At 62.5% G+C, this 18,347-nt stretch carries 17 protein-coding genes; 3 read left to right on the forward strand and 14 right to left on the reverse strand.

The features are described from left to right. Positions 1-68: 68 nt before the first annotated feature. The 3 genes from VGI36_00690 to VGI36_00700 are packed head-to-tail and all read right to left on the reverse strand — an operon-like array spanning position 69 to position 1,748. Positions 69-821 (reverse strand): Phenylacetic acid catabolic protein, encoded by a 753-nt coding sequence (locus tag VGI36_00690; protein HEY2483629.1) that lies wholly within the window; start codon positions 819-821, stop codon positions 69-71. A gap of 10 nt (positions 822-831) precedes the next feature. Next, on the reverse strand, positions 832-1,269 hold the full coding sequence (locus tag VGI36_00695; protein ID HEY2483630.1) for a MaoC/PaaZ C-terminal domain-containing protein: 438 nt from the start codon (positions 1,267-1,269) through the stop codon (positions 832-834). 23 nt (positions 1,270-1,292) lie between these two features. Next, entirely contained in the window at positions 1,293-1,748 is a 456-nt protein-coding gene (locus tag VGI36_00700; GenBank protein HEY2483631.1) for a MaoC family dehydratase N-terminal domain-containing protein, read from the reverse strand. 136 nt (positions 1,749-1,884) lie between these two features. Between VGI36_00700 and VGI36_00705 the strand changes: the two genes are divergently transcribed. After that, positions 1,885-2,172 (forward strand): 4a-hydroxytetrahydrobiopterin dehydratase, encoded by a 288-nt coding sequence (locus tag VGI36_00705; protein ID HEY2483632.1) that lies wholly within the window; start codon positions 1,885-1,887, stop codon positions 2,170-2,172. A gap of 88 nt (positions 2,173-2,260) precedes the next feature. On the opposite strand, the gene VGI36_00710 is transcribed toward VGI36_00705, so the two are convergent. The 9 genes from VGI36_00710 to VGI36_00750 form a co-directional block, all read right to left on the reverse strand. After that, on the reverse strand, positions 2,261-2,944 hold the full coding sequence (locus tag VGI36_00710; GenBank protein ID HEY2483633.1) for a deoxynucleoside kinase: 684 nt from the start codon (positions 2,942-2,944) through the stop codon (positions 2,261-2,263). Positions 2,945-2,981: 37 nt separating this feature from the next. Continuing rightward, the gene (locus VGI36_00715) at positions 2,982-3,842 is read right to left on the reverse strand and encodes a hypothetical protein (protein HEY2483634.1); all 861 of its coding nucleotides are present in this window, start codon (positions 3,840-3,842) and stop codon (positions 2,982-2,984) included. Between the two features lie 185 nt (positions 3,843-4,027). Continuing rightward, positions 4,028-4,969, reverse strand: a complete 942-nt coding sequence (gene ispH, locus VGI36_00720; GenBank protein ID HEY2483635.1) for a 4-hydroxy-3-methylbut-2-enyl diphosphate reductase — start codon at positions 4,967-4,969, stop codon at positions 4,028-4,030. Between the two features lie 169 nt (positions 4,970-5,138). Continuing rightward, positions 5,139-7,553 (reverse strand): family 78 glycoside hydrolase catalytic domain, encoded by a 2,415-nt coding sequence (locus VGI36_00725; protein HEY2483636.1) that lies wholly within the window; start codon positions 7,551-7,553, stop codon positions 5,139-5,141. A 13-nt stretch (positions 7,554-7,566) separates the two neighbouring features. After that, the gene (locus tag VGI36_00730) at positions 7,567-8,721 is read right to left on the reverse strand and encodes an acyl-CoA dehydrogenase family protein (protein ID HEY2483637.1); all 1,155 of its coding nucleotides are present in this window, start codon (positions 8,719-8,721) and stop codon (positions 7,567-7,569) included. 9 nt (positions 8,722-8,730) lie between these two features. Continuing rightward, positions 8,731-9,840 carry an S-(hydroxymethyl)glutathione dehydrogenase/class III alcohol dehydrogenase gene (locus VGI36_00735; GenBank protein ID HEY2483638.1) on the reverse strand — a complete coding sequence of 370 codons (1,110 nt, stop codon included), beginning with the start codon at positions 9,838-9,840 and terminating at the stop codon, positions 8,731-8,733. Continuing rightward, positions 9,837-10,736 carry a MaoC/PaaZ C-terminal domain-containing protein gene (locus VGI36_00740; GenBank protein HEY2483639.1) on the reverse strand — a complete coding sequence of 300 codons (900 nt, stop codon included), beginning with the start codon at positions 10,734-10,736 and terminating at the stop codon, positions 9,837-9,839. Before VGI36_00740 ends, VGI36_00735 begins: the two co-directional genes overlap by 4 nt. 133 nt (positions 10,737-10,869) lie before the next feature. Then, complete coding sequence (locus VGI36_00745; GenBank protein ID HEY2483640.1) at positions 10,870-12,033, reverse strand: peptidoglycan DD-metalloendopeptidase family protein; 1,164 nt, start codon at positions 12,031-12,033, stop codon at positions 10,870-10,872. After that, positions 12,034-12,831, reverse strand: a complete 798-nt coding sequence (locus VGI36_00750) for an alpha/beta fold hydrolase (GenBank protein HEY2483641.1) — start codon at positions 12,829-12,831, stop codon at positions 12,034-12,036. A gap of 114 nt (positions 12,832-12,945) precedes the next feature. Between VGI36_00750 and VGI36_00755 the strand changes: the two genes are divergently transcribed. Further along, the gene (locus VGI36_00755; protein HEY2483642.1) at positions 12,946-14,874 is read left to right on the forward strand and encodes a CocE/NonD family hydrolase; all 1,929 of its coding nucleotides are present in this window, start codon (positions 12,946-12,948) and stop codon (positions 14,872-14,874) included. Positions 14,875-15,341: 467 nt separating this feature from the next. Here VGI36_00755 and VGI36_00760 read toward each other — a convergent pair whose 3' ends face one another. Together VGI36_00760 and VGI36_00765 are read right to left on the reverse strand one after the other, a co-directional pair. Further along, positions 15,342-16,682, reverse strand: a complete 1,341-nt coding sequence (locus VGI36_00760; GenBank protein ID HEY2483643.1) for a sigma-54 dependent transcriptional regulator — start codon at positions 16,680-16,682, stop codon at positions 15,342-15,344. Next, a complete protein-coding gene (locus VGI36_00765; protein HEY2483644.1) occupies positions 16,679-17,668 on the reverse strand; it encodes an ATP-binding protein in 990 nt (329 codons plus the stop codon). Before VGI36_00765 ends, VGI36_00760 begins: the two co-directional genes overlap by 4 nt. Before the next feature lie 294 nt (positions 17,669-17,962). Between VGI36_00765 and VGI36_00770 the strand changes: the two genes are divergently transcribed. Beyond that, positions 17,963-18,298: a DUF2834 domain-containing protein gene (locus tag VGI36_00770; protein HEY2483645.1), complete on the forward strand. Its 336-nt coding sequence runs from the start codon at positions 17,963-17,965 to the stop codon at positions 18,296-18,298. The last annotated feature ends 49 nt before the right edge of the window (positions 18,299-18,347 follow it).

Raw genomic sequence — 18,347 nt, forward strand, 5'->3', positions numbered from 1 at the left:
CCGCTCAGGTTGTCAACTGGTAGAGCGAGACAGCGACAGACATCGCTTCTTCACAGTCCGGGCTCGAGCTAAACGACGGCGCGCGGGTATTCCTTGCTTAAATCCGGAAGATCGAGGCCGAGCTGCTCGCAGCGTTTCTCGATCATCGCAAGAAACAGGTCGGCGAGTTCCTGGTTGTCGCGGCTTTTCAATCCGTAGCGGAGGCAATCATAGGTGAAACCGCTCCCGGGGGGTCCGAAGAAATTGACCGCGCGCGGGAGCCATTCGCGCAGCGCCGCGTTGACGCTTTCGGGGCCGAAGCGGGCGACCGCGCGCCCGAGCTGTTCGGTCGCGAATACATCGTGGTCGGCTTCCTCTTCGAGAATTATTTCGGCCGCTTCGGCGTGCGGCGCGTAGCTGGAGTCGCGATAGTTCACGCCGATCATAACCAGCCCGGTGACGTCGAGCGCGATCGATGCCATGAGCAGGTCGAGCTCGCCTTCCGCCTCCTGTGCGAAATACATCGGGGCTTCGAAAGACGGCGACTTGACCAGCATCGTCATCGTACGATCGGCCTGCTTCTCGCTGATGCCCAGCACGTCGAGTAGGCGATAGATCAAGCGCGCGTGCTTGTGTTCCTCGTGATAGTTCTTCTCGATCACCTGGCGCAGGGTCGGATTGTCGACGGTCTGGAGTGCGCGATGGTAGCCAAGCGCCGTGAGCTTCTCCGCCATGGCATGTGCGGCGAGCAGCCGGGTCAGGACCCGTCGGTAGTTCGGATCGATCCGGGCGACATCGCTGGCGTGCAACGATCGCGGTGCAAACTCACGCCTGGTCGGCATGTTCCATACTTCAGTGAGTGTGCCGGGCCGGCAAGATCACGGTGGCCGAACCCGGCGTGGTTTTCTCGCCCTTGGCGTTTTCCAGCCAGATCTCGCAATCGACCAGGTGCTGATCCTTGTCATGGTACTTCTTGATGACCCTGCCGCGGCACACCACCTTCGCGCCGGGCTGATCCATCCCGCGATACTGCACCGACAGCTTCCGCAGCCAACCCTCGGGTCCCGCAAAATCGGTCATGAGCTGGGCGAGAAAGCCGTTCTTGAGCGCGCCGTGCAGAATGACCCCGGGCAGCTTGTTGGCCAGCGCGAAATCCTTGTCGTAGTGGATCTGGTAGAAGTCGCCCGAGGCACCGGCATACTTCACGAGTTGCTGGGTAGTCGGATTTTTCTCCAGCGGTCCGATCTCGGTTCCGACTTCGACGTCATCGAAATAGATCTGGTGGGCCATGGTTTGCTAAAGCCTCCTCGCGGCTAGTACCGAATGCCGGTTGAGCGCTGCGTCGCGCACAGTTCGCCGAACTGGTTGGTGTAGGTCGTTTCCATGGTGATGAATACCATCGCACCGAGCCGTCCCTCAGATTCGCGCAGGTCGGCAAGCCTGGTCTGGACGGTGATTCGATCGCCGGCGCGAATCGGGTGGAAGTATTCCCAATCCGAACCGCCATCGAGACCGCGGAACGAGGTTCCCAGCGCGCCGATGCGGACGTCCGGGATTGGCGAGCCCATCGACCGGCAAAAGGTGGGTGGCGCGATAATTCCACCGAAGCGGGATGCGCGGGCGCGATGCTCATCGTTAAACAGGGGATTCGAATCTCCTATCGCCTCCGCAAACCGGCGAATGGCACCGCGTTCGACCTCGTAAGTGCGCGGTTCTCCGGACCTGCCCACCTGCTTGAGTGACTCTTCGTCGAGAATTTTGTTGGCCATCAGCTTGAGATCCTTACTCGTGGAATGACTTCTCCTTATTACCACAGCAGCGCGGAGCCGTTAATCGAATTGGCCAAGAGTACCGGCGTGGGCCTATGATCGGGAAGCACCCGCTGCCTCAAGGAGGTGGTTTGCGATGGCCAAATTGAGCGATGTGGAAGTAACCGAACAGCTGAAAGCGCTGCCCGGATGGGAGCGGCACGAGGACTCGATCCGCAAGCTGTTTCGCTTCAAGGAATTCATGGATGGAATCAAATTCCTGAACCGGGTTGCGGAAAAAGCCGAAGCCGCCGACCATCACCCCGACGTGACCATCAACTACACGCGCGTGACGATGACCTGCTCGACCCACGACCAGGGCGGCATCACGGAAAAGGATTTCAAGCTGGCGAAGGAAATAGAACAGGAAGCCAAGAAAGCTTAAGCGATTCCCCGGGTTACCGCGCATTCACGGATTTCCGGGTGGGGCACAGGTTCCAATCCGCGTGCCTGCCCAATCCGCGGGGACTCGCTCATGACTTCCTCGGCACGAAGTGCTGGGTGCCCTCGCCGGCGTGGTTGATCTCGCGGACCAGGTCGGCGAGGTCTTCTGGGTTGGCCACGAAGTCGATGTCCGAGGTGTCCACGACCAGCAGCGGCGCCTCGTCGTAGTAAAAGAAGAAATCGCGATACGCGGCCGAGACGCGCTCCAGGTACTCGAAGCTGATGTCGCGTTCGAAATCGCGGTTGCGCTTGCGCAGACGCTCGGCCAACACTTCGACCCGTGCGCGCACGTAGACCACCAGGTCCGGCTTCGCCATCTCCGCGTTGAGCAGCTGATAGACGCCCTCGTAGAGCTTCAGCTCGTCGGGAGCGAGGTTCAAGGTCGCGAAAATCCGATCCTTGGCGAACAGGTAGTCCGCGACGGTCATCTGTGAGAACAGATCCTGCTGGGAAAGTTCCCGCTGCTGGTTGTAGCGGGTCAGGAGGAAGTAGAGCTGCGCCGGAAAAGAGTACTTGTCGGGGTCTTCGTAAAACCGCGAGATAAATGGATTGTTGTCGGAATCTTCCAGCACCAGACGCGCGTTGAGCTCCTGGCCGAGCGCCTGGGCGAGCGTGGTTTTCCCCACCCCGATAGGCCCTTCGACGGCCAGGTAGCTGCGTCGGCGCAGAACGATTGGCTTCTGTTTCGGCGGCTGTGCGCTGCCGAGCCGCAGGGACCCCGTCCTTCCGGAGCGGCGGGGCTTTCTGCGGCTAGCCCTTGCGATGGCGCTTGGCCTCGTCGCGCAGCTTCTTCACGTCGGCGTCGGGTGCACCCGCTCGTTCCTCTAGGTCGGCGGCGGTATCGTAGTCGGGCGGCGTGCGCCGCAGGTAGACCTGCGCGAGTTCCAGGTTGGCGCTCTTGTTGTCGGGATCGACGGTGAGCACGTCGTTGAGAAGCTTGAAGGTCGCATCCGGCATACCGCCATCCTTGGCGGCTTCGTTGGCGGAGTGCAGCACTGCATCGGCACCCGGGTCCAGGGTATGTGCCTGGCTGGCCTCGGCCATCAGCATGTAGCCGCGGATGGCCTCCTCGTAGCTCTTGATCGCGTCCTGGTACTTTTTGTCCTTAACCTGCTGGTCGGCTTGCTGCACAATGATGGGAATGGCCTGCTTGATGTAACCGATGGTCTTGTCGCGCAGGTACTTGCTCTTGCTGGCCATCAAAGCGTCCTTGAGCGCGCGCATGCCGCCTTCGGCATCGCCGGACTTAACCTGATCGACGGCCTTGTTGGCGTTGTTGACCATCTCCTGGATCGCGCGGTACATCCGCGCTTTTTGCATGATCTTTTGATCGCTCGGGTCCAGCGCCGATGCGGCTTCGTACTCCTTGGCCGCGCCGTCCTGATCGCCGAGGAATTCGTCGATGTGCGCGAGCGATTTGTGCGCATCGACATTGTTGGGGTCGGCCTGAATCGCGAGTTGGAGTTCCTTCTGAGCCCCTTCCAGGTCGCGCTTCTCGAAGAGATCTTCGGCCTTGTACAGATGTTTCTTGGTTTCGGATTGGCAGCCGCCGAGCAACGGTATCGCAAACAATATCGGGATGATCAGCGCATGCGCGATCGCTCTTCGCATCTGGGCTCTTCCTTATTTGGGTTTGGCGGGTCGCCGCCCGATGAGTTTTCGGGCAAGCTCAAGGAATTGTCAAGGCAAACTACCGCGTCCGCGCAATAGCAGAAGCACCCGCACGTAGCCCGGTGAGCGAAGCGCGCTTTAAACCCTGTGACCTTGGACGCCCGCGAGGAATCCTACACCGGAGCTCAGTCAGCGGACATGGGAAGCGGGAAGTGAACCCGCTCTTTAGCTACGCTCAGCAGTTCGACCTGGGCACCGCGATCGGCGAAGGCCCCGATAATCTCCTCGACCAGCCACTCGGGGGACGATGCGCTTGCGGTAAGGCCGAGCGCCTTCACCCCTTCAAGCATGGTGGGTTCGACGTCGGCCATGGAGTCGACCAGGAATGCGCGGGCGCCGCGCTGGCGCGCAACTTCGACCAGCCGATTGGCGTTCGAGCTTTGGCGGGAGCCGACCACCAGCACCACGTCGCTGACCGCGACCAGCTCCTTGACCGCGTTCTGACGGTTCTGGGTCGCGTAGCAGATATCGTCGGTCTTGGGCGTCAGTAGCGCCGGGAATCGCTCCTTCAGCGTGTCCATGATGTCGCGAGTGTCGTCGACGCTGAGCGTCGTCTGGGTTACCGCGGCGATGCGTTCCGGGTCCGAAACTTCGAGCGCCCGCGCTTCCTCGACGCGGCCCACCAGCACCACTTTGCCGGGCGCGACTCCGAGCGTGCCCTTCACTTCTTCATGACCAGCGTGCCCGACCAAAATTACGGTGCGACCCTCGTTGGCGTAACGCTCAACTTCGAGATGAACCTTCGTGACCAACGGACAGGTCGCGTCGATTACCCGCAGGCTGCGATCCTTCGCGCGATCCCATTCACTGGGCGCCACGCCGTGGGCACTGAAGATCACGCGCTGTCCCTCGGGCACCTGGTCCAGACTCTCGACAAATATGGCTCCTTCCTTCTCCAGCGCTTCGAGCACGAAACGGTTGTGTACAATCTGATGGCGTACGTAGAGCGGGCGGCCATAGGCGCGCAACGCGCTGCGCACGGCCTCGACCGCGCGGTCCACGCCCGCGCAAAAGCCGCGCGGCTCGGCGAGAATGATCTTCTCGATTGAGCTCTGGTCGGGAGACATCGATTCAAAATATCCAGCCCTGTCCGCTCGGTCAACTCAACCACCGTAAGCGGGGCGCGGTATGGTCATCACTCCCCCGAGAGATCCCGAGCGGCGGGCTGCGATAAGCTGACGTCGCGCCTGCTCAGCGAACCTACATCAATTTCAACTCTCGAGTTCTGAATCCGGTCTAACCCGCTCGCGGTGCAACGCGATGGCGCCCCGCGGCCAGGCGCCCACCCGCGAGTGGCGCGTCGTCGCACCGCAAGTACCCGACTATCCCCGGGGGAATCACTATCTCTCCGCCGCGCTCCCTATCGAGGGTTACCTCGATGAATCCCCGGGGCGTCGGTACTGCACCCTCGAGGTGGCTTAGAGAACCGAACCACGGCGCGATCTCAGCTTCGGCGTAGCCGGGCTTTCGCGGTCTGACACCCAGCACGTGGGTGGTCAGGTCGTAGGTGGGCGTCGCCGACCACGCGTGGCAGCGGCTGCCAGTGCCGGGGCGCGCTTCCCAGTACTCCTCGAAGACGGTGTTGCCGCGTTCGATCTGCGGCCACCATTCGAGGCATCGCGATTGCACAAGATCGCGCCGACCGGCGCGAACCATCGCGTCATGTAACAGATGGGAGAAGAACGGTTGTGCCATTACTACGCTCTGCTCGGGATCGAACCTCACGTGGTCGGCGGGGTTCATTTCGTTGCGCACGTAAGCCATCAGGTTGTCCGAAATAGTAGGTGTCAACACCAGCCGGGATTCATCGAGCACGTAATCGAACATCCGCTTCCAGCGCTCTGGGGGAGCACATCCGCCAACGATCGCGGCAGCGTTGGTCTGCTGGCTCACGCGGCGGCGCGCGCCACGCGAATCGGCCGCGTCGACGTACACGCCGCTGGCCTCATCCCACAGCAGCTCGAAGGCGGTGCGCGTCCGCTCTGCGCGCGAGATCGCATCTACGGCCGCATCCGGCCTGTCGAGCGCGGCGTACGCGAGTGAGGCGAAATCGTCGAGCGCCGCGGCGTAGAGCGCATCGATGGCGCCGATGACCTCGGCCCGCTCGGTCATGGCCCAATCGACGAACATCCATCCGGGCATCGCACGGATGAGTCCGTCGGCGGCGCGATAACGTTCGAAGGCCGCCAGGATGTCCACCGCGACGGGAAACAATTCACGCACCGTGTCGGCATCACCGGAGTATTCGAAATAGCGCGCGAGTGCACGAACCCAGTGCAGCGAGTAGTCGGGGATGGTAGTCGATGCGATCGCGAAGTCTCCCGCCGCAACCATGCCGAGCAGGCCGTCGGCGCGCTGCGAATGCGCGCAGATGCGCAGATGACGACGCACCAGGCGCCAATCGGTATTGGTTACGAAGGTGAGCAGCGAATGGATATAGGAATCGCCGAGCCAGGCACGCTGCTCGCGGCCAGGACAGTCAATGAAAGCGTCGGTGGAGCACAGGTCCAGCGTTCGTGCGCCGACTCGCCAGATTTTGCTCAGGCGAAGATCGTCGCACTCGAACCGTGGCCCCCGGTCACGCGGATAGCGTCGCTCGACGGCGCCGGCCGATTCGATGCGCGCGTCGCCGCGCGCAACCGCCGCCAGATAGCGGAAACCCACGGCTTCAAATGCTTCCACCAGCTCACGGCCGCGTCCGCCCAGCGCATAACGCATCGCGTAAAATCGCGGCGCGACCTCGACCGTGCCGTCGGGGCGAAGGTCCTCGCCCACGTAGACATCGACCACGGACCCGATGGGGCCGCTGACTTCGAGTGACGGCGTCGCCAGCGTCGCTCCGCCGGCATCATAGATGATCATCCGGTCACGACCGCCCGCGCTCGGCGCCGGAAGAGCATCGGCCGGATCGTCCGCCGCATTTTCGGCGACCTCGACTCGTTTAAGTTCCACGAGTTCGATCGGAATCGCCGTCAACGGTGCAATTTCTGCGGCCTCCGGCGCGGTGAACGGCTCCACCGGAATCTGCATACGGTTCCAGGAAAAGGTGCGAGCGGAAAGCTCCGCCGCCCTGGCCCATCCGGAATCGTCGAAATCGGGTTGATTCCATCGCTCGGGAACCTTGCTTCCGTCGAGAATTTCGTTGGGTACCTGCGAAAGCCCGGGCGCCGGCTTCGGATGCTGGCGATAGGGCGCCACGTGGCCTTTCCAGAACTGATCCGACACCACCCCGATTTGCGGAGCCTCGAAAGCGAACGAGCCGAACCCTATCTGAAAGCTCGGCGGAGCGGGAATCCACCAGGGCACCGCAGCGCCGTAGAATCTGACCAGCGCGGCAATCGCGTTACGGCCACTACGCAAGTGCGTGGCCAGATCCAGTTCCAACCAGGCCAACCGGACCGGGTTCGACCGCGCCGGACCGCGGCCCACCTCGCTTCCGTTGACATAGAGGATGAAGCGCGAGTCCGCGGTAACCCGGGCGGGCACCGAATCAGGAACCACGCCGAGCTCAAGGACCCGGCGCAGGTAGCAGAAGCGGTTCCTGATGTCGCGCGAGGGATACGACTCGCCGACCATCTGCCGTTCGCGGTGCAGCGAATCCGCCGCCCAGATCCAGTGCGCGTTCCATACGATCGGCCATTGCGATGCCATCGCGCCGCCGAACCTAATAGGGACGTGCCCCCTTGCCAATAATTTCGCGTGCCACCAGCAGCTTCATGATCTGCGCGGTGCCATCGCCGATCTCCAGCCCGATCACATCGCGCATCCGCTGCTGGTGCGGCAGATCGAGGCTGAAGCCCAGGTGACCGTGCAGCAGGAGGCAATCATGCAGCACTCGCGCGCAGAGCTCGGGAGCGAGCCATTTCGCGCCTGCGGAGATCCACCCGTGCGGCTCGCCGCGGTCGCGAAGCCAGAGCGCCTCGTAACACAGGTGGCGCGCGGCGCGCAGCTCCACCGCCGCCTCGGCGAGTGGAAATGACACGCCCTCGAAGCGCGCGAGCGATCCGCCAAAGGCCTGCCGCTCTGCGACATAGGCACAGGTTTCTTCCACGCTTTGCTCCGCCGCACCGATACACATGAGGCCGATGAGCGCGCGAGAGAAATCAAAGCCCTGCATCACCTGCACGAAGCCTGCGCCTTCGGCGGCGATCCGCGCGGTGGCGGGAACCTGCACCGCGTCGAAAAAAAGCGAGCCGCGCCCGATCGCGCGCGAGCCAAGGTCCTTGAAACGCGTGCGGCTCACGCCCGGCGAGTTAAGGTCGACGTAGAAAGCGCTTACGCCGTGAGCGCCCTGTTCTAGCGAGCCGGTCCGCGCCATCACCAGGGCGGTGGCGGCCGAGGACGAAAATGAAATCGAGGTCTTCTCGCCGTCGATCACGTAATGGTCGCCGTCGCGGCGCGCCTGGAGCTTCACGTGCGCGGCGTCAGAGCCACCCGCCGGCTCGGTTACCGCCAGCGCGCAAAGGAGTTCCCCGCGACAAATCGGGGGCAGATACGCGGCCTTCTGCCGCTGGTCGCCGTTGCGGGAAATGATCGCGCCGACCAACCCGGCGAGCAGGAGAACGTAGGCCGCGTTGAAGTCGCCGCGCGCGATCTCCTCGTGGGCGATTCCCAACGATAGGTAGTCGAGTCCCGCGCCGCCGTACCGAGGGTCGACCATCGAGGCAAGCACGCCCAGCTCGCCGAGCTGGCGCACTAGCGCGGGCGGGAGATCCTCATCCCGATCGCGCGCTGGATAGGCGGGGAGCAGTTCGCGAGTAGCGAATTCGCGCAAGGTCGACTGGAGCAGTTGTTGCTCGGGCGAAAGCTCAAAGTCCACGCTAACGCCTCAGAAGGTAACAACGCTGCGGATTGATTTGCCGTCATGCATAAGGTCGAAGGCCTCGTTGATTCGATCGAGCGGCAGGGTATGCGTGATCAGATCGTCGATGTTGATCCGCCCTTCCATGTACCAGTCGACGATCTTGGGAACGTCGCGCCGCCCGCGGGCGCCACCGAACGCGGTCCCTTTCCAGGTGCGGCCGGTGACTAACTGGAATGGCCGCGTGGCGATCTCCTCTCCGGCCCCGGCCACCCCGATGATCACGCTGGTACCCCATCCGCGCTGACAGCACTCCAGCGCCTGCCGCATCAGCTTGGGGTTGCCCACGCATTCGAACGAGAAATCCGCGCCGCCGCGGGTCAAGTCGATCAGGTGCGCAACCAGATCGCCTTTGAGCTCCGTCGGATTTACGAAATGCGTGGCCCCAAACTTACGCGCCATCGTTTCGCGCGCCGGGTTCACATCGATCGCGACGATCATTGCGGCACCCGCCAGGCGAGCGCCCTGGATCACATTGAGCCCGATTCCGCCGACCCCGAAGACCACCACCCGGTCCCCCGGCTGGACCTTCGCGGTGTTGATAACTGCTCCGAGCCCCGTCGTGACGCCGCATCCGATATAGCAGATCTTGTCGAAGGGGGCGTCTTCACGGACCCTGGCCAGCGCTATTTCGGGCACCACTGTGTAGTTGGCGAAGGTCGAGGTGCCCATGTAGTGATGAATCATCCGCCCCGCTTGGGAGAAGCGGCTGGTTCCGTCTGGCATGAGACCTTTGCCCTGGGTCTCGCGAATCGCGATACAGAGATTGGTTTTGCCCGACAAGCACGCCGGGCAGTTGCGGCATTCGGGAATATACAGGGGAATCACGTGATCGCCCGGCTTGAGGGTGGTCACTCCCGGGCCGGTTTCGACGACCACCCCGGCGCCTTCGTGGCCGAGGATTGCGGGAAACAGCCCTTCGGGATCCTTACCCGAGAGCGTGAACGCATCGGTGTGACAAACGCCGGTCGCCTTTATCTCGACCAGCACCTCGCCTGCCTTGGGTCCATCGAGGTCGACGGTAGTGATTTCCAGCGGGTCGCCCGCTTTAGTCGCTACTGCAGCTCTGACTTTCACCGCTGGACTCCATTCGCCGGCGCCAGTACGACCAAGCCGTCTCTTATGGCCGGGCGATTTTGATCGTTGAGCACCTCGAAGAAAATCCGATCGCCGTCGTGCGCTGGTTCCCGGGCGCAGATGCGCAGCAAGACCTGCGAGGGCATCATCACCATCGCACCGAACCTGCCCGTGATTCTGCTTACCCGCGAGGGATCCCCGCCCGTCTCGGCCGCGACGATTTTCGAGACCGCGAGCGCGAGCATTGCCGTTCCATGAAGGATGATCTCGGGAAGGCCCGCCTGCTGCGCCACGGCGGCATCGGTATGGATCGGATTAAAAATTCGTGCGCATTCGGTATAGATGTGCGCCAGTCCCGCGGCGACCGGGATCGGGATTTCTGAAATCGGCTGGCGACCCATTTCTGACGGCAGCGCCAGCGCAGGTGCAGCCGCCACCGTCCGGTCCGGTCCCGTGACCGCAACATCCCGGTAGATCGATCCGTACCACGACGTGCAGATCGGCGCTCCTGCCGCATCGACGGTTTGCAGCCGGGTCAGCTGATAGGCGCCAGGTTTGCGGCGCTCGATTCCGGCCACCGTCGCGCGCGTCCGCACGCGGGCGGGCGGACGAATCTGGCGATGGATGATCAGATCGTGCGACGCGTGCACACCGCGACGCGCTTCATCCGGGGTAAGCCCCGACTGATCGAACGTCGCGCGCATCGCGACCAATACCGGCCATTCGAAACAGACCGGAAACAACGGATGCGCGACAATTCCCGCGGCCGAAGCGGTGTCCAAATAACAGGGCAGCAAGTCGCCCAGTGCTGCCCCATACGCCATCGTCCAGCGCGCATCGATTTCGCCGGCGAGCCATTCGCCGCTCGTACCGGCCAGCGAGGAATTCAGCGGCATACTTCTCTTGTACTTGCGCCGCCGCGCGGTTGTCCAACCAAGTCGCCGGCAAGAGGGTAACGCCACGGAACGCGTCGTGCGCACGCACCGCCGCCGCGCCAAGAATCCCGTCTTCCGTCCGAGAACGGTCCGACTAATTCGCGGTCGTAAATTCGCCCAGGTCCCGGTTCATGAAGATCTCATCGGTCACCTGGTGGGGAGCACCCACCACGAATTTCACAGGATGCTCGCCCTTCATCTGCATCTGGTAGTCGTAGCGGGTGAAATGATCGATCGCGAACGGCAGCCCGTTACACAGGAGCGGACTCGGACTATCGCAGACGTGAAAGTGTAGGTGCGGCTCGGTCGAATTTCCGGAATTACCGAGCTTGGCGAGACGCTCGCCGGCTCTCACGGAGTCGCCGACTTTCACGCCGATGGTGCTTGGAATCAGATGCGCATAGAACGCGTAGCGGCCCCCGCCGATATCTTCCATCACGTAGTTTCCGCCAATGGTCTCCAGAGTGATCGGCACCGCCATCTTCGCCGCGTTGGGAACGTTCTCCTTGATTCCGTCTTTCACGCCCACGACTTTCCCGTCCGCCACCGCGAGTACCTCCGCACCGTAACAATGATAGCTGCGATTCTCGGATTGGTTTCCGGTGAAGCTGTTGCCATCGGCACCGAGCTGAATCCAATCGACGGCAAACCGCTCCGGCAAGCCGAGATGGTTTGCCAGGGCGACGATGATCCGCCGGTGGATCGAATCGTTGGCCGGACCATTGGGTGTCCACCAGTTCTTGCCCCGCAGCGGAGCCTGAATGACGACCGGCTTGGTCCGAGAGAGGTTCATATCGACGACCACCTTCTGACGCGTCTGCGGTTTTCCTTGCGCTTCGACCGTGAGCTGGTTGGTCCACTTCTCCAGATTCCAATCGTCACGGAACAGAAAAATCACTCCCGCTTCGCTAGGTTTGAGCACTGGCGCTTGCGGCTTCAACGGATTGGCTCCGATGAGTGAAAAGAGGGATTTCAGCTGCTCGAAATTAACGGGATTGGCCTGAGCGGACGAAACCGGCGCCTCCTTCGATTTGGCGTCGGCTTCCGTGATGGCCAGTGAATCGATTTGAATAGTTTGGTCGGTAAAGTTCGCCAGCAAGAATTCATAGGCTACATGCGTTTTGCCGTCGCCATTGAACACTTCCGGCGTGCCGGGGCTCGGCAGCATCAGCAGTCTGAATGGCAACCCCGTCTGCGCCGCAACCACCGATGGCAGCACCATAGCCAAAGCGACTGCGGCGAGCAGTGAGCGCCTCACCTAGGCATGCGCCTTCACAAATTCGATAACCGCCTGATTGAATTCGCGCGGGTACTCCGTGAAGAACTGGTGTGCTCCCGGCAGTTCCTTCACGATCGCACCGGGAATTTTCCCGGCGATCAGCCGCGAATTCGCGGGCGGCACGAGGATGTCATCGGTACCGGTCAGCACCATCGTCGGCACGCGAATCGAGTTCAGCCGCGCACTCGCGTCAAAGCCCATCACCGCCCGCAACTGGCGCTGATATGCAAACGGGGGAATCAGGTATTGGGCGCGGACCTTGTCGTAGCGCTCGATGACGTCGCGGCGATGTGCGATCGCGTTCTCGGTAAAGCCCGAACGAATCTGCAGCTTGCGTTGCTCGGGGTTGGCATTCTCGGCTGCAACCAGCGCCTCGATTACCGGAGCCGCTGCGCCGACCGCTTCTTTGCCGCCACACGTGGTGCATCCGAGAATCAGACAGCTCAGGCGGTCCTGATGGGCGATCGCAAACTCCTGCGCGATCATCCCGCCCATCGAAATTCCCAACAAGGCCACCCGTTCCAGCTTGAGCGCCGCGAGCAGACCTGCTGTGTCTGACGCCATCTGCAAAATCGAATAGGGCGCGTCCGGCTTGTCGGTGCGGCCGGCACCGCGATTGTCGAATACCAGCACCCGGAAATGACGTGAGAACTCCGGGACCTGCTCGTACCAGGCGGTCAGATTGGACCCCAGCCCGCGAATCATCGCGAGCGTCTGCGGTCCGTCGCCATGAATCTCGTAGTAGATCTCGATATCACCGACGCGCTGTCTTGGCATGGTCGGAAAATTTAGCGCCGCAGCCCTCGGCTAGCCAACGCCAATTCGCTTGTGCGAGCGCCCGAAACGGTGCGAATTAAGCGATGGGGTTCGATGACTCGAGGCGAGGCGATCATGGATTCAAAGGAACTTAACGAGATCATTGTCGAACGCAATCTTTCCATACCGCTGAGCGATGGCGCGACTCTCTCGGCCGATCTGTATCGCCCGGCAGGCAAAGGGCCCTTCCCCGCGCTCATGAGCTTTTATCCGTATCACAAGGACGATTTCATCGGCGCGATGAATGAGGCTCCGCGCCGCTACTTCGCCGCGCGCGGCTATGCCCATCTGCTCGTGGATTTTCGCGGTCTGGGCGGCTCCAGCGGCGTGGCCTGGCCGGCAATGGATCGCGGCGAGGCGCGTGACGGGGCCGAGGCGATCGAATGGATCGCTCGGCAACCGTGGTGTGACGGCAATGTCGGAATGTGGGGGCTCTCGTATGGCGGAATTTCCTCGCTCAAAGTCGCCGCGGAAAACCCCCCTCATCTGCGCGCCATCGTTCCCCTGCAGGGCAGCGTCGACATCTATCACGACTACCTCTATCCGGGCGGATGCGCGACATGTCTCGGCGGCTATGGCGCGTGGGGATCGTTCATGCTCGCCATGAACCTGATGCCACCCACCAACGCAGACCGCGAGGGCCGATGGCATTCGGTGTGGAATGAACGACTGGAACACGGCGAGCCCTACGTGTTTCCATGGCCGGATCATCCGGCGCACGACGAGTACTGGCAGGGAAAGGCGGTGGATCCCACAAAGATCAAAGTGCCGACGTTCATCATCGGCGGATGGCGCGACATTTTCCCGGAAGTCATGCCCTCGGTCTTTGCGCGGTTGAAATGCCCGAAAAAACTCTGGATGGGGCCCTGGATGCACACGCTGCCCGCGCTCGCGCCGCACGAACCGCTCGATTACCTGCACGAAATGAAGCGCTGGTTCGATCATTGGCTGCGCGGAGAGAAGAACGGCATTGCGGAGGAGCCGCCGGTGCTGATCAACGTGCAGCGCGCGAATCTCTGGAAGCACGAACGTGAATGGCCGATCGCGCGGGCGCAGAGCCGCGCGATGTACCTTGGCAGCACGGGAACACTCGGCGATGCGGCTGCTCGCGAGGAACAAGGCGAGTCCTATACCTCGAATCCAACGCTCGGCACGGCAGCGGGGCTGTGGGACCCGATGGGCCTTGGCGTCGGCATGCCGCTGGACCAGAACGAAGACGACCTCGCATCGCTCGCTTACACTTCGGAACCGCTGGCGGAAAGCCTGGAAATTTCCGGCGCGCCGCAGGCTACGGTATTCGCCGAAATCAAACGGGGCGACGACGCAAATGTCGTGGTGAAAGTGTGCGACGTGGACCCGGCCGGCACTTCATCGCTTATAACCTCGGGATGGCTGCGCGCAGCGTGCCGCAACTCGGTAGAGCGGCTTGAGCCGGTCGAGGCGGGCGAGGTCTACGAACTCCGCATCCCGCTATGGTCCACCTCCTACCAGGTGCCGAAGGGCAACCGGATTCGGGTGAGTGTCTCTTGCGCCGACTTCCCGCGTCTGTGGCCAACACGCAGCAATCCGGAAATTCGACTGTTCTTCGGCGGCAATCGGGCCAGCGCTATCCGGCTGCCGATCGTACCCGCGCACTCGGAGCCGTTCGAAGCGCCGAAATTACGCCGACCGGAACCCGCGCCGCCGTCGACACTGCGCCCGATTTGGAAGATCGAGCGTAACCTGGTGGCAGGCGAAATCGCCGTCACCACGGGAGAAAAAAACGGCTTCCCGCTCCCACAAGGCGGCGCGATCGAGGTCGATCACACCGCGGTCGCACGCGTGAGCGCCGTCCGGCCCGACGGCGCCAGCGTTGCAGGCAACACCAAGATCCGCGTGAACGCGCCGGTGATCGGCGACGTCGAAGTCGCAACTACCAGCCTGATTTCGCGCAACGGGATGACCCTGGCAGCGCGCATCACGCGCGACGGTGCGGTGGTGTTCGAAAAACGGTGGAGCAAATAGCGGCTCAGGCTGCGAACCGCGAGCGGATTCCTCGCTACTGACAGCCATCGGTTTTCAAACCAGGGCCAGCCGCATCGAGATCCGCTCGAAATGCGTCTTGCCAATCACTGGAGTGGTCGACCGCGGCGATCATCGTTTCCCACGAATTTCAGAAATGAACGCATCGGTGTCGAAGTTTTGGCCAACGGCGCCCCAGACGCGGTGTGTCGGGCTGGGCCTGTCCACTTTCACGGCGATCAGCCGGCCCTGTTCCTCTGAAAACTCGAGCACGGTTCCTGGCCTCAGGCCGAGGCGATCACGCAACGGCTTGGGAATTACTACCTGCCCCCGCGCCCCAACTCTGCTTCTCATTGGCTTCATACTTTTCATCCATGAAATCAAAACTTCAGACTTTCGGCGTGGACAAGTCTGGTCGCTCTCTCGGTCCGCCCCGTGGAGCAAATAGCCGCGCAGGCCTTCATCGAGATTCAGATACCCAGCCGCCTGATCCACCGCCAGAGCGTTGCGCGATCGATATCAAGCGCGCGGGCCGCCTGGGCGCGGTTGCCCTCGCTGGCATCGAGCGCGGCTACTATTCGCGCGCGCACCAGGTCGTCGATCGAGTCTTGCAGCGATCCTTTGAAGGGCAGTTCGCGGCCGAAGATCGGCCGATCCAGCATCAGATCCTCTGGCTGGATGCGGTCGGTAGCACACAGCACGGCGGCTCGCTCGACCACGTTTTCCAGCTCGCGAACATTGCCAGGCCAGCGATGCCTAAGCAGCGCCGCTTCGCTCTCGGGTGAGAACTCGAGTTTGCGGTTTGCTTCTGCGGCATGAATCGACAGAAAGTGGCGCGCGAGCGGAATGATGTCTTCTGCCCGCTCGCGCAGGGAGGGAATTTGCACGGGGATCACGTTGAGGCGAAAGAACAGATCTTCGCGAAAGCGCCCAGCCACAATTTCGTCCTGAATCACCCGGTTGGTCGCCGCGACCATGCGCACATCCACGTGCCGCGTCGCGGTACCTCCCACGCGCAGCACTTCGCCCTCCTGGAGAACACGGAGCAGCTTGGCCTGAAAATCGTCTCCAACCTCCGCGATCTCGTCGAGGAAGAGGGTCCCCCCGTGCGCGCGCTCGAAGCATCCGGCATGCGCACCTACCGCCCCGGTGAACGCTCCCTTCTCGTGGCCGAACAGCTCGCTTTCCAGCACGCCCGGCGCGAAAGCCTTGCAGTTTACGGCAACGAAGGGACCGCCCACCCGATCGCTGTAGTAGTGGAGCATGCGCGCAACCAGTTCCTTGCCGGTACCGCTCTCGCCCTGGATAAGGATGGCTGCGTGGCTGGGTGCGGCGCGTCGCACCAGGTTGATCAGTTCGCGGCTGCGACGGCTCTCGCTGACCATCGATTCGGGCGAGTAGCGACTGGCGGCGACCTGGCGCAAATCGGAGTTCTCGCGACGAAGGCGCGACATCTCCAGGGCGCGCCCTACGGTGGCCCGCAGTTCGTCGTTATCGAAGGGCTTGGTGACATAGTCAAACGCGCCGGCGCGCATCGCGGCGACTGCGGAAGGGACGCTGCCGTAGGCGGTAATAAAGATGACGGGCAACGCCGGATAGTCGCGCTTTACGCGGCGCAGCACTTCCATCCCGTCTACCTCCGACATCTTCCAGTCGGTGACGACCGCGTCGTACGCGCGGTCCCCAAGGAGCGCAATCGCCCGCTCGCCGTCGCTGGAGAAGTCGCATTCGTAGCCGGCCGATCGCAGTGCGGTGGCGATCACTTCGCCCATCCGCTCCTGGTCGTCGACGATCAGAATGCGTGCGTTCATGGCAGCGCCGCGCGTGGCAAGATCACGCTGAACCGGGCCCCGCCCGATGAGCTTTCGCCGAGCCGGATCGAGCCGCCGTGCGCTTCGGTGATTTGCCGCGCGATTGCCAGTCCGAGTCCGACACCGCTCGCCCGGGTGGTGAAAAACGGTTCAAAGATTCTATCGTGGAGAGCCGCAGGAACGCCGGGTCCGGAATCTTCGACCACCAGTTCGACAGTCGAATCTTCCGCGCGACATTCGATCTTGACTTCACCACCTATCGGCGCCGCCTGCGCGGCATTGGTTAGAAGGCCGGCGAGCACCTGTGCGATCAAGTTTGGATCCGCACTCGCGACCGCGCTCCTCGGCGCCTCCCGACGCTCGATGCGGACCTGGCGCGACTCGATTGGCCCGCGAGCCAGCAGTAGTGCCCGATCGAACAATTCGGCGGCCGCCACCGCCTGCGCCGTGAGCCGGGCCGGCCGCGCGAAGGCGAGCAGCGAGTTCACCAGGCTGGCAAGCCGGTCTGCCTCTTCCATCATGAACCGGCAGGAGCGCAGGGTTTCGGCGGCCTCTGATGGTGCGGCCTCCGCCAGGCTTTGTGCGGCGGAACGAATTACCGCGAGCGGGTTTCGCACCTCGTGGGCGATCGCAGCGGCGAGGGTTCCCAGGGCTGCGAGCTTTTCCGACTGCAAGAGACGCTCGCGGGATGCGGCGAGTTCCCTCATTTGCGCACCGATGAGATCGGCGGAAGTCCGCGCGCGCTGGCGGTCGTCGAGGGTTTTACCGAGCATGAACCCCAGCACCGCGAACCATGCTCCAAACCAGGCAACCACAGGCCACATCACGTCATGGCCATGGGAAGTCAGGTTTACACCGAGCCGCCTCAGGATGAGCGCATCGGCTAGCGCGACGGCCGCGCCGAGCGCGGCGCCCCACCAGTGCAGTTGCGACTTGAGGTTGATGCGGGTATTGGCGGACTCAGCCGCCGCTCCCGCTGAAGGCATCGCTAGTCCTTCTGCCGGAGCGTCTAGACCCGCACTCATGCTGGCAATTCTCTTCGCCTGCGCATCCACACGCAATCCATCGGATGCCACGCAAGATCGATTGCAAGAATCGTGAGCGACCCCGACCCGACGACTTTCCCGTCCGCCCGCTCCGAAACCGTTGAGACCTGCAACGCCGTTGAGTTTCGCAACGCAGAAGCGCACGCGGCGGTCGCATCTGGGCGCCCTCCGAGGCGGCACAGAGCTTGAAAGAACAATGTGCCGTACTGCAGCAAATCGAAAGGAGTCTATTTGATGAATCTCAAACAGATTGTACTGGGGATCGTACTAGCCGGTTTTTCAATTCTGACCGCCTACGCGTTAATCGGGTACGGGTACGTAGGCTTTTTTCGCGAGGCCATCTCCAACCTTGCTTCCGTAACGCTACTGGTGGACCTGATAATCTCGCTCACGATCATCCTGGTTTACCTCGGCAATGATGCCCGCGAGCGAGGGGCTTCGGCAGTGCCGTATCTACTGCTAACACTCGCCTTTGGCAGCGTGGGGCCGCTTCTCTATTTGATTCGCCGCATGGGCGGAAATCACGACGTCAATCGCGAGCCGGCTCGTCCCGCGGGCGCATCCAATTAATGATGACCGTTGCTTCGGATTGACCCGAAACGACCTCGGAGGAAGGTAG

Source organism: Candidatus Binataceae bacterium (assembly GCA_036495685.1).
Lineage (GTDB): Bacteria > Desulfobacterota > Binatia > Binatales > Binataceae > JAFAHS01.

What these genes read in the sequence shown, in the direction of transcription:
- VGI36_00690 (HEY2483629.1), bottom strand. Translation starts at nt 821, where the DNA reads ATGCCGACCAGGCGTGAGTTTGCACCGCGATCGTTGCACGCCAGCGAT.
- VGI36_00695 (HEY2483630.1), bottom strand. Translation starts at nt 1,269, where the DNA reads ATGGCCCACCAGATCTATTTCGATGACGTCGAAGTCGGAACCGAGATC.
- VGI36_00700 (HEY2483631.1), bottom strand. Translation starts at nt 1,748, where the DNA reads ATGGCCAACAAAATTCTCGACGAAGAGTCACTCAAGCAGGTGGGCAGG.
- VGI36_00705 (HEY2483632.1), top strand. Translation starts at nt 1,885, where the DNA reads ATGGCCAAATTGAGCGATGTGGAAGTAACCGAACAGCTGAAAGCGCTG.
- VGI36_00715 (HEY2483634.1), bottom strand. Translation starts at nt 3,842, where the DNA reads ATGCGAAGAGCGATCGCGCATGCGCTGATCATCCCGATATTGTTTGCG.
- ispH (HEY2483635.1), bottom strand. Translation starts at nt 4,969, where the DNA reads ATGTCTCCCGACCAGAGCTCAATCGAGAAGATCATTCTCGCCGAGCCG.
- VGI36_00725 (HEY2483636.1), bottom strand. Translation starts at nt 7,553, where the DNA reads ATGGCATCGCAATGGCCGATCGTATGGAACGCGCACTGGATCTGGGCG.
- VGI36_00740 (HEY2483639.1), bottom strand. Translation starts at nt 10,736, where the DNA reads ATGCCGCTGAATTCCTCGCTGGCCGGTACGAGCGGCGAATGGCTCGCC.
- VGI36_00750 (HEY2483641.1), bottom strand. Translation starts at nt 12,831, where the DNA reads ATGCCAAGACAGCGCGTCGGTGATATCGAGATCTACTACGAGATTCAT.
- VGI36_00755 (HEY2483642.1), top strand. Translation starts at nt 12,946, where the DNA reads ATGGATTCAAAGGAACTTAACGAGATCATTGTCGAACGCAATCTTTCC.
- VGI36_00760 (HEY2483643.1), bottom strand. Translation starts at nt 16,682, where the DNA reads ATGAACGCACGCATTCTGATCGTCGACGACCAGGAGCGGATGGGCGAA.
- VGI36_00765 (HEY2483644.1), bottom strand. Translation starts at nt 17,668, where the DNA reads ATGCCTTCAGCGGGAGCGGCGGCTGAGTCCGCCAATACCCGCATCAAC.
- VGI36_00770 (HEY2483645.1), top strand. Translation starts at nt 17,963, where the DNA reads ATGAATCTCAAACAGATTGTACTGGGGATCGTACTAGCCGGTTTTTCA.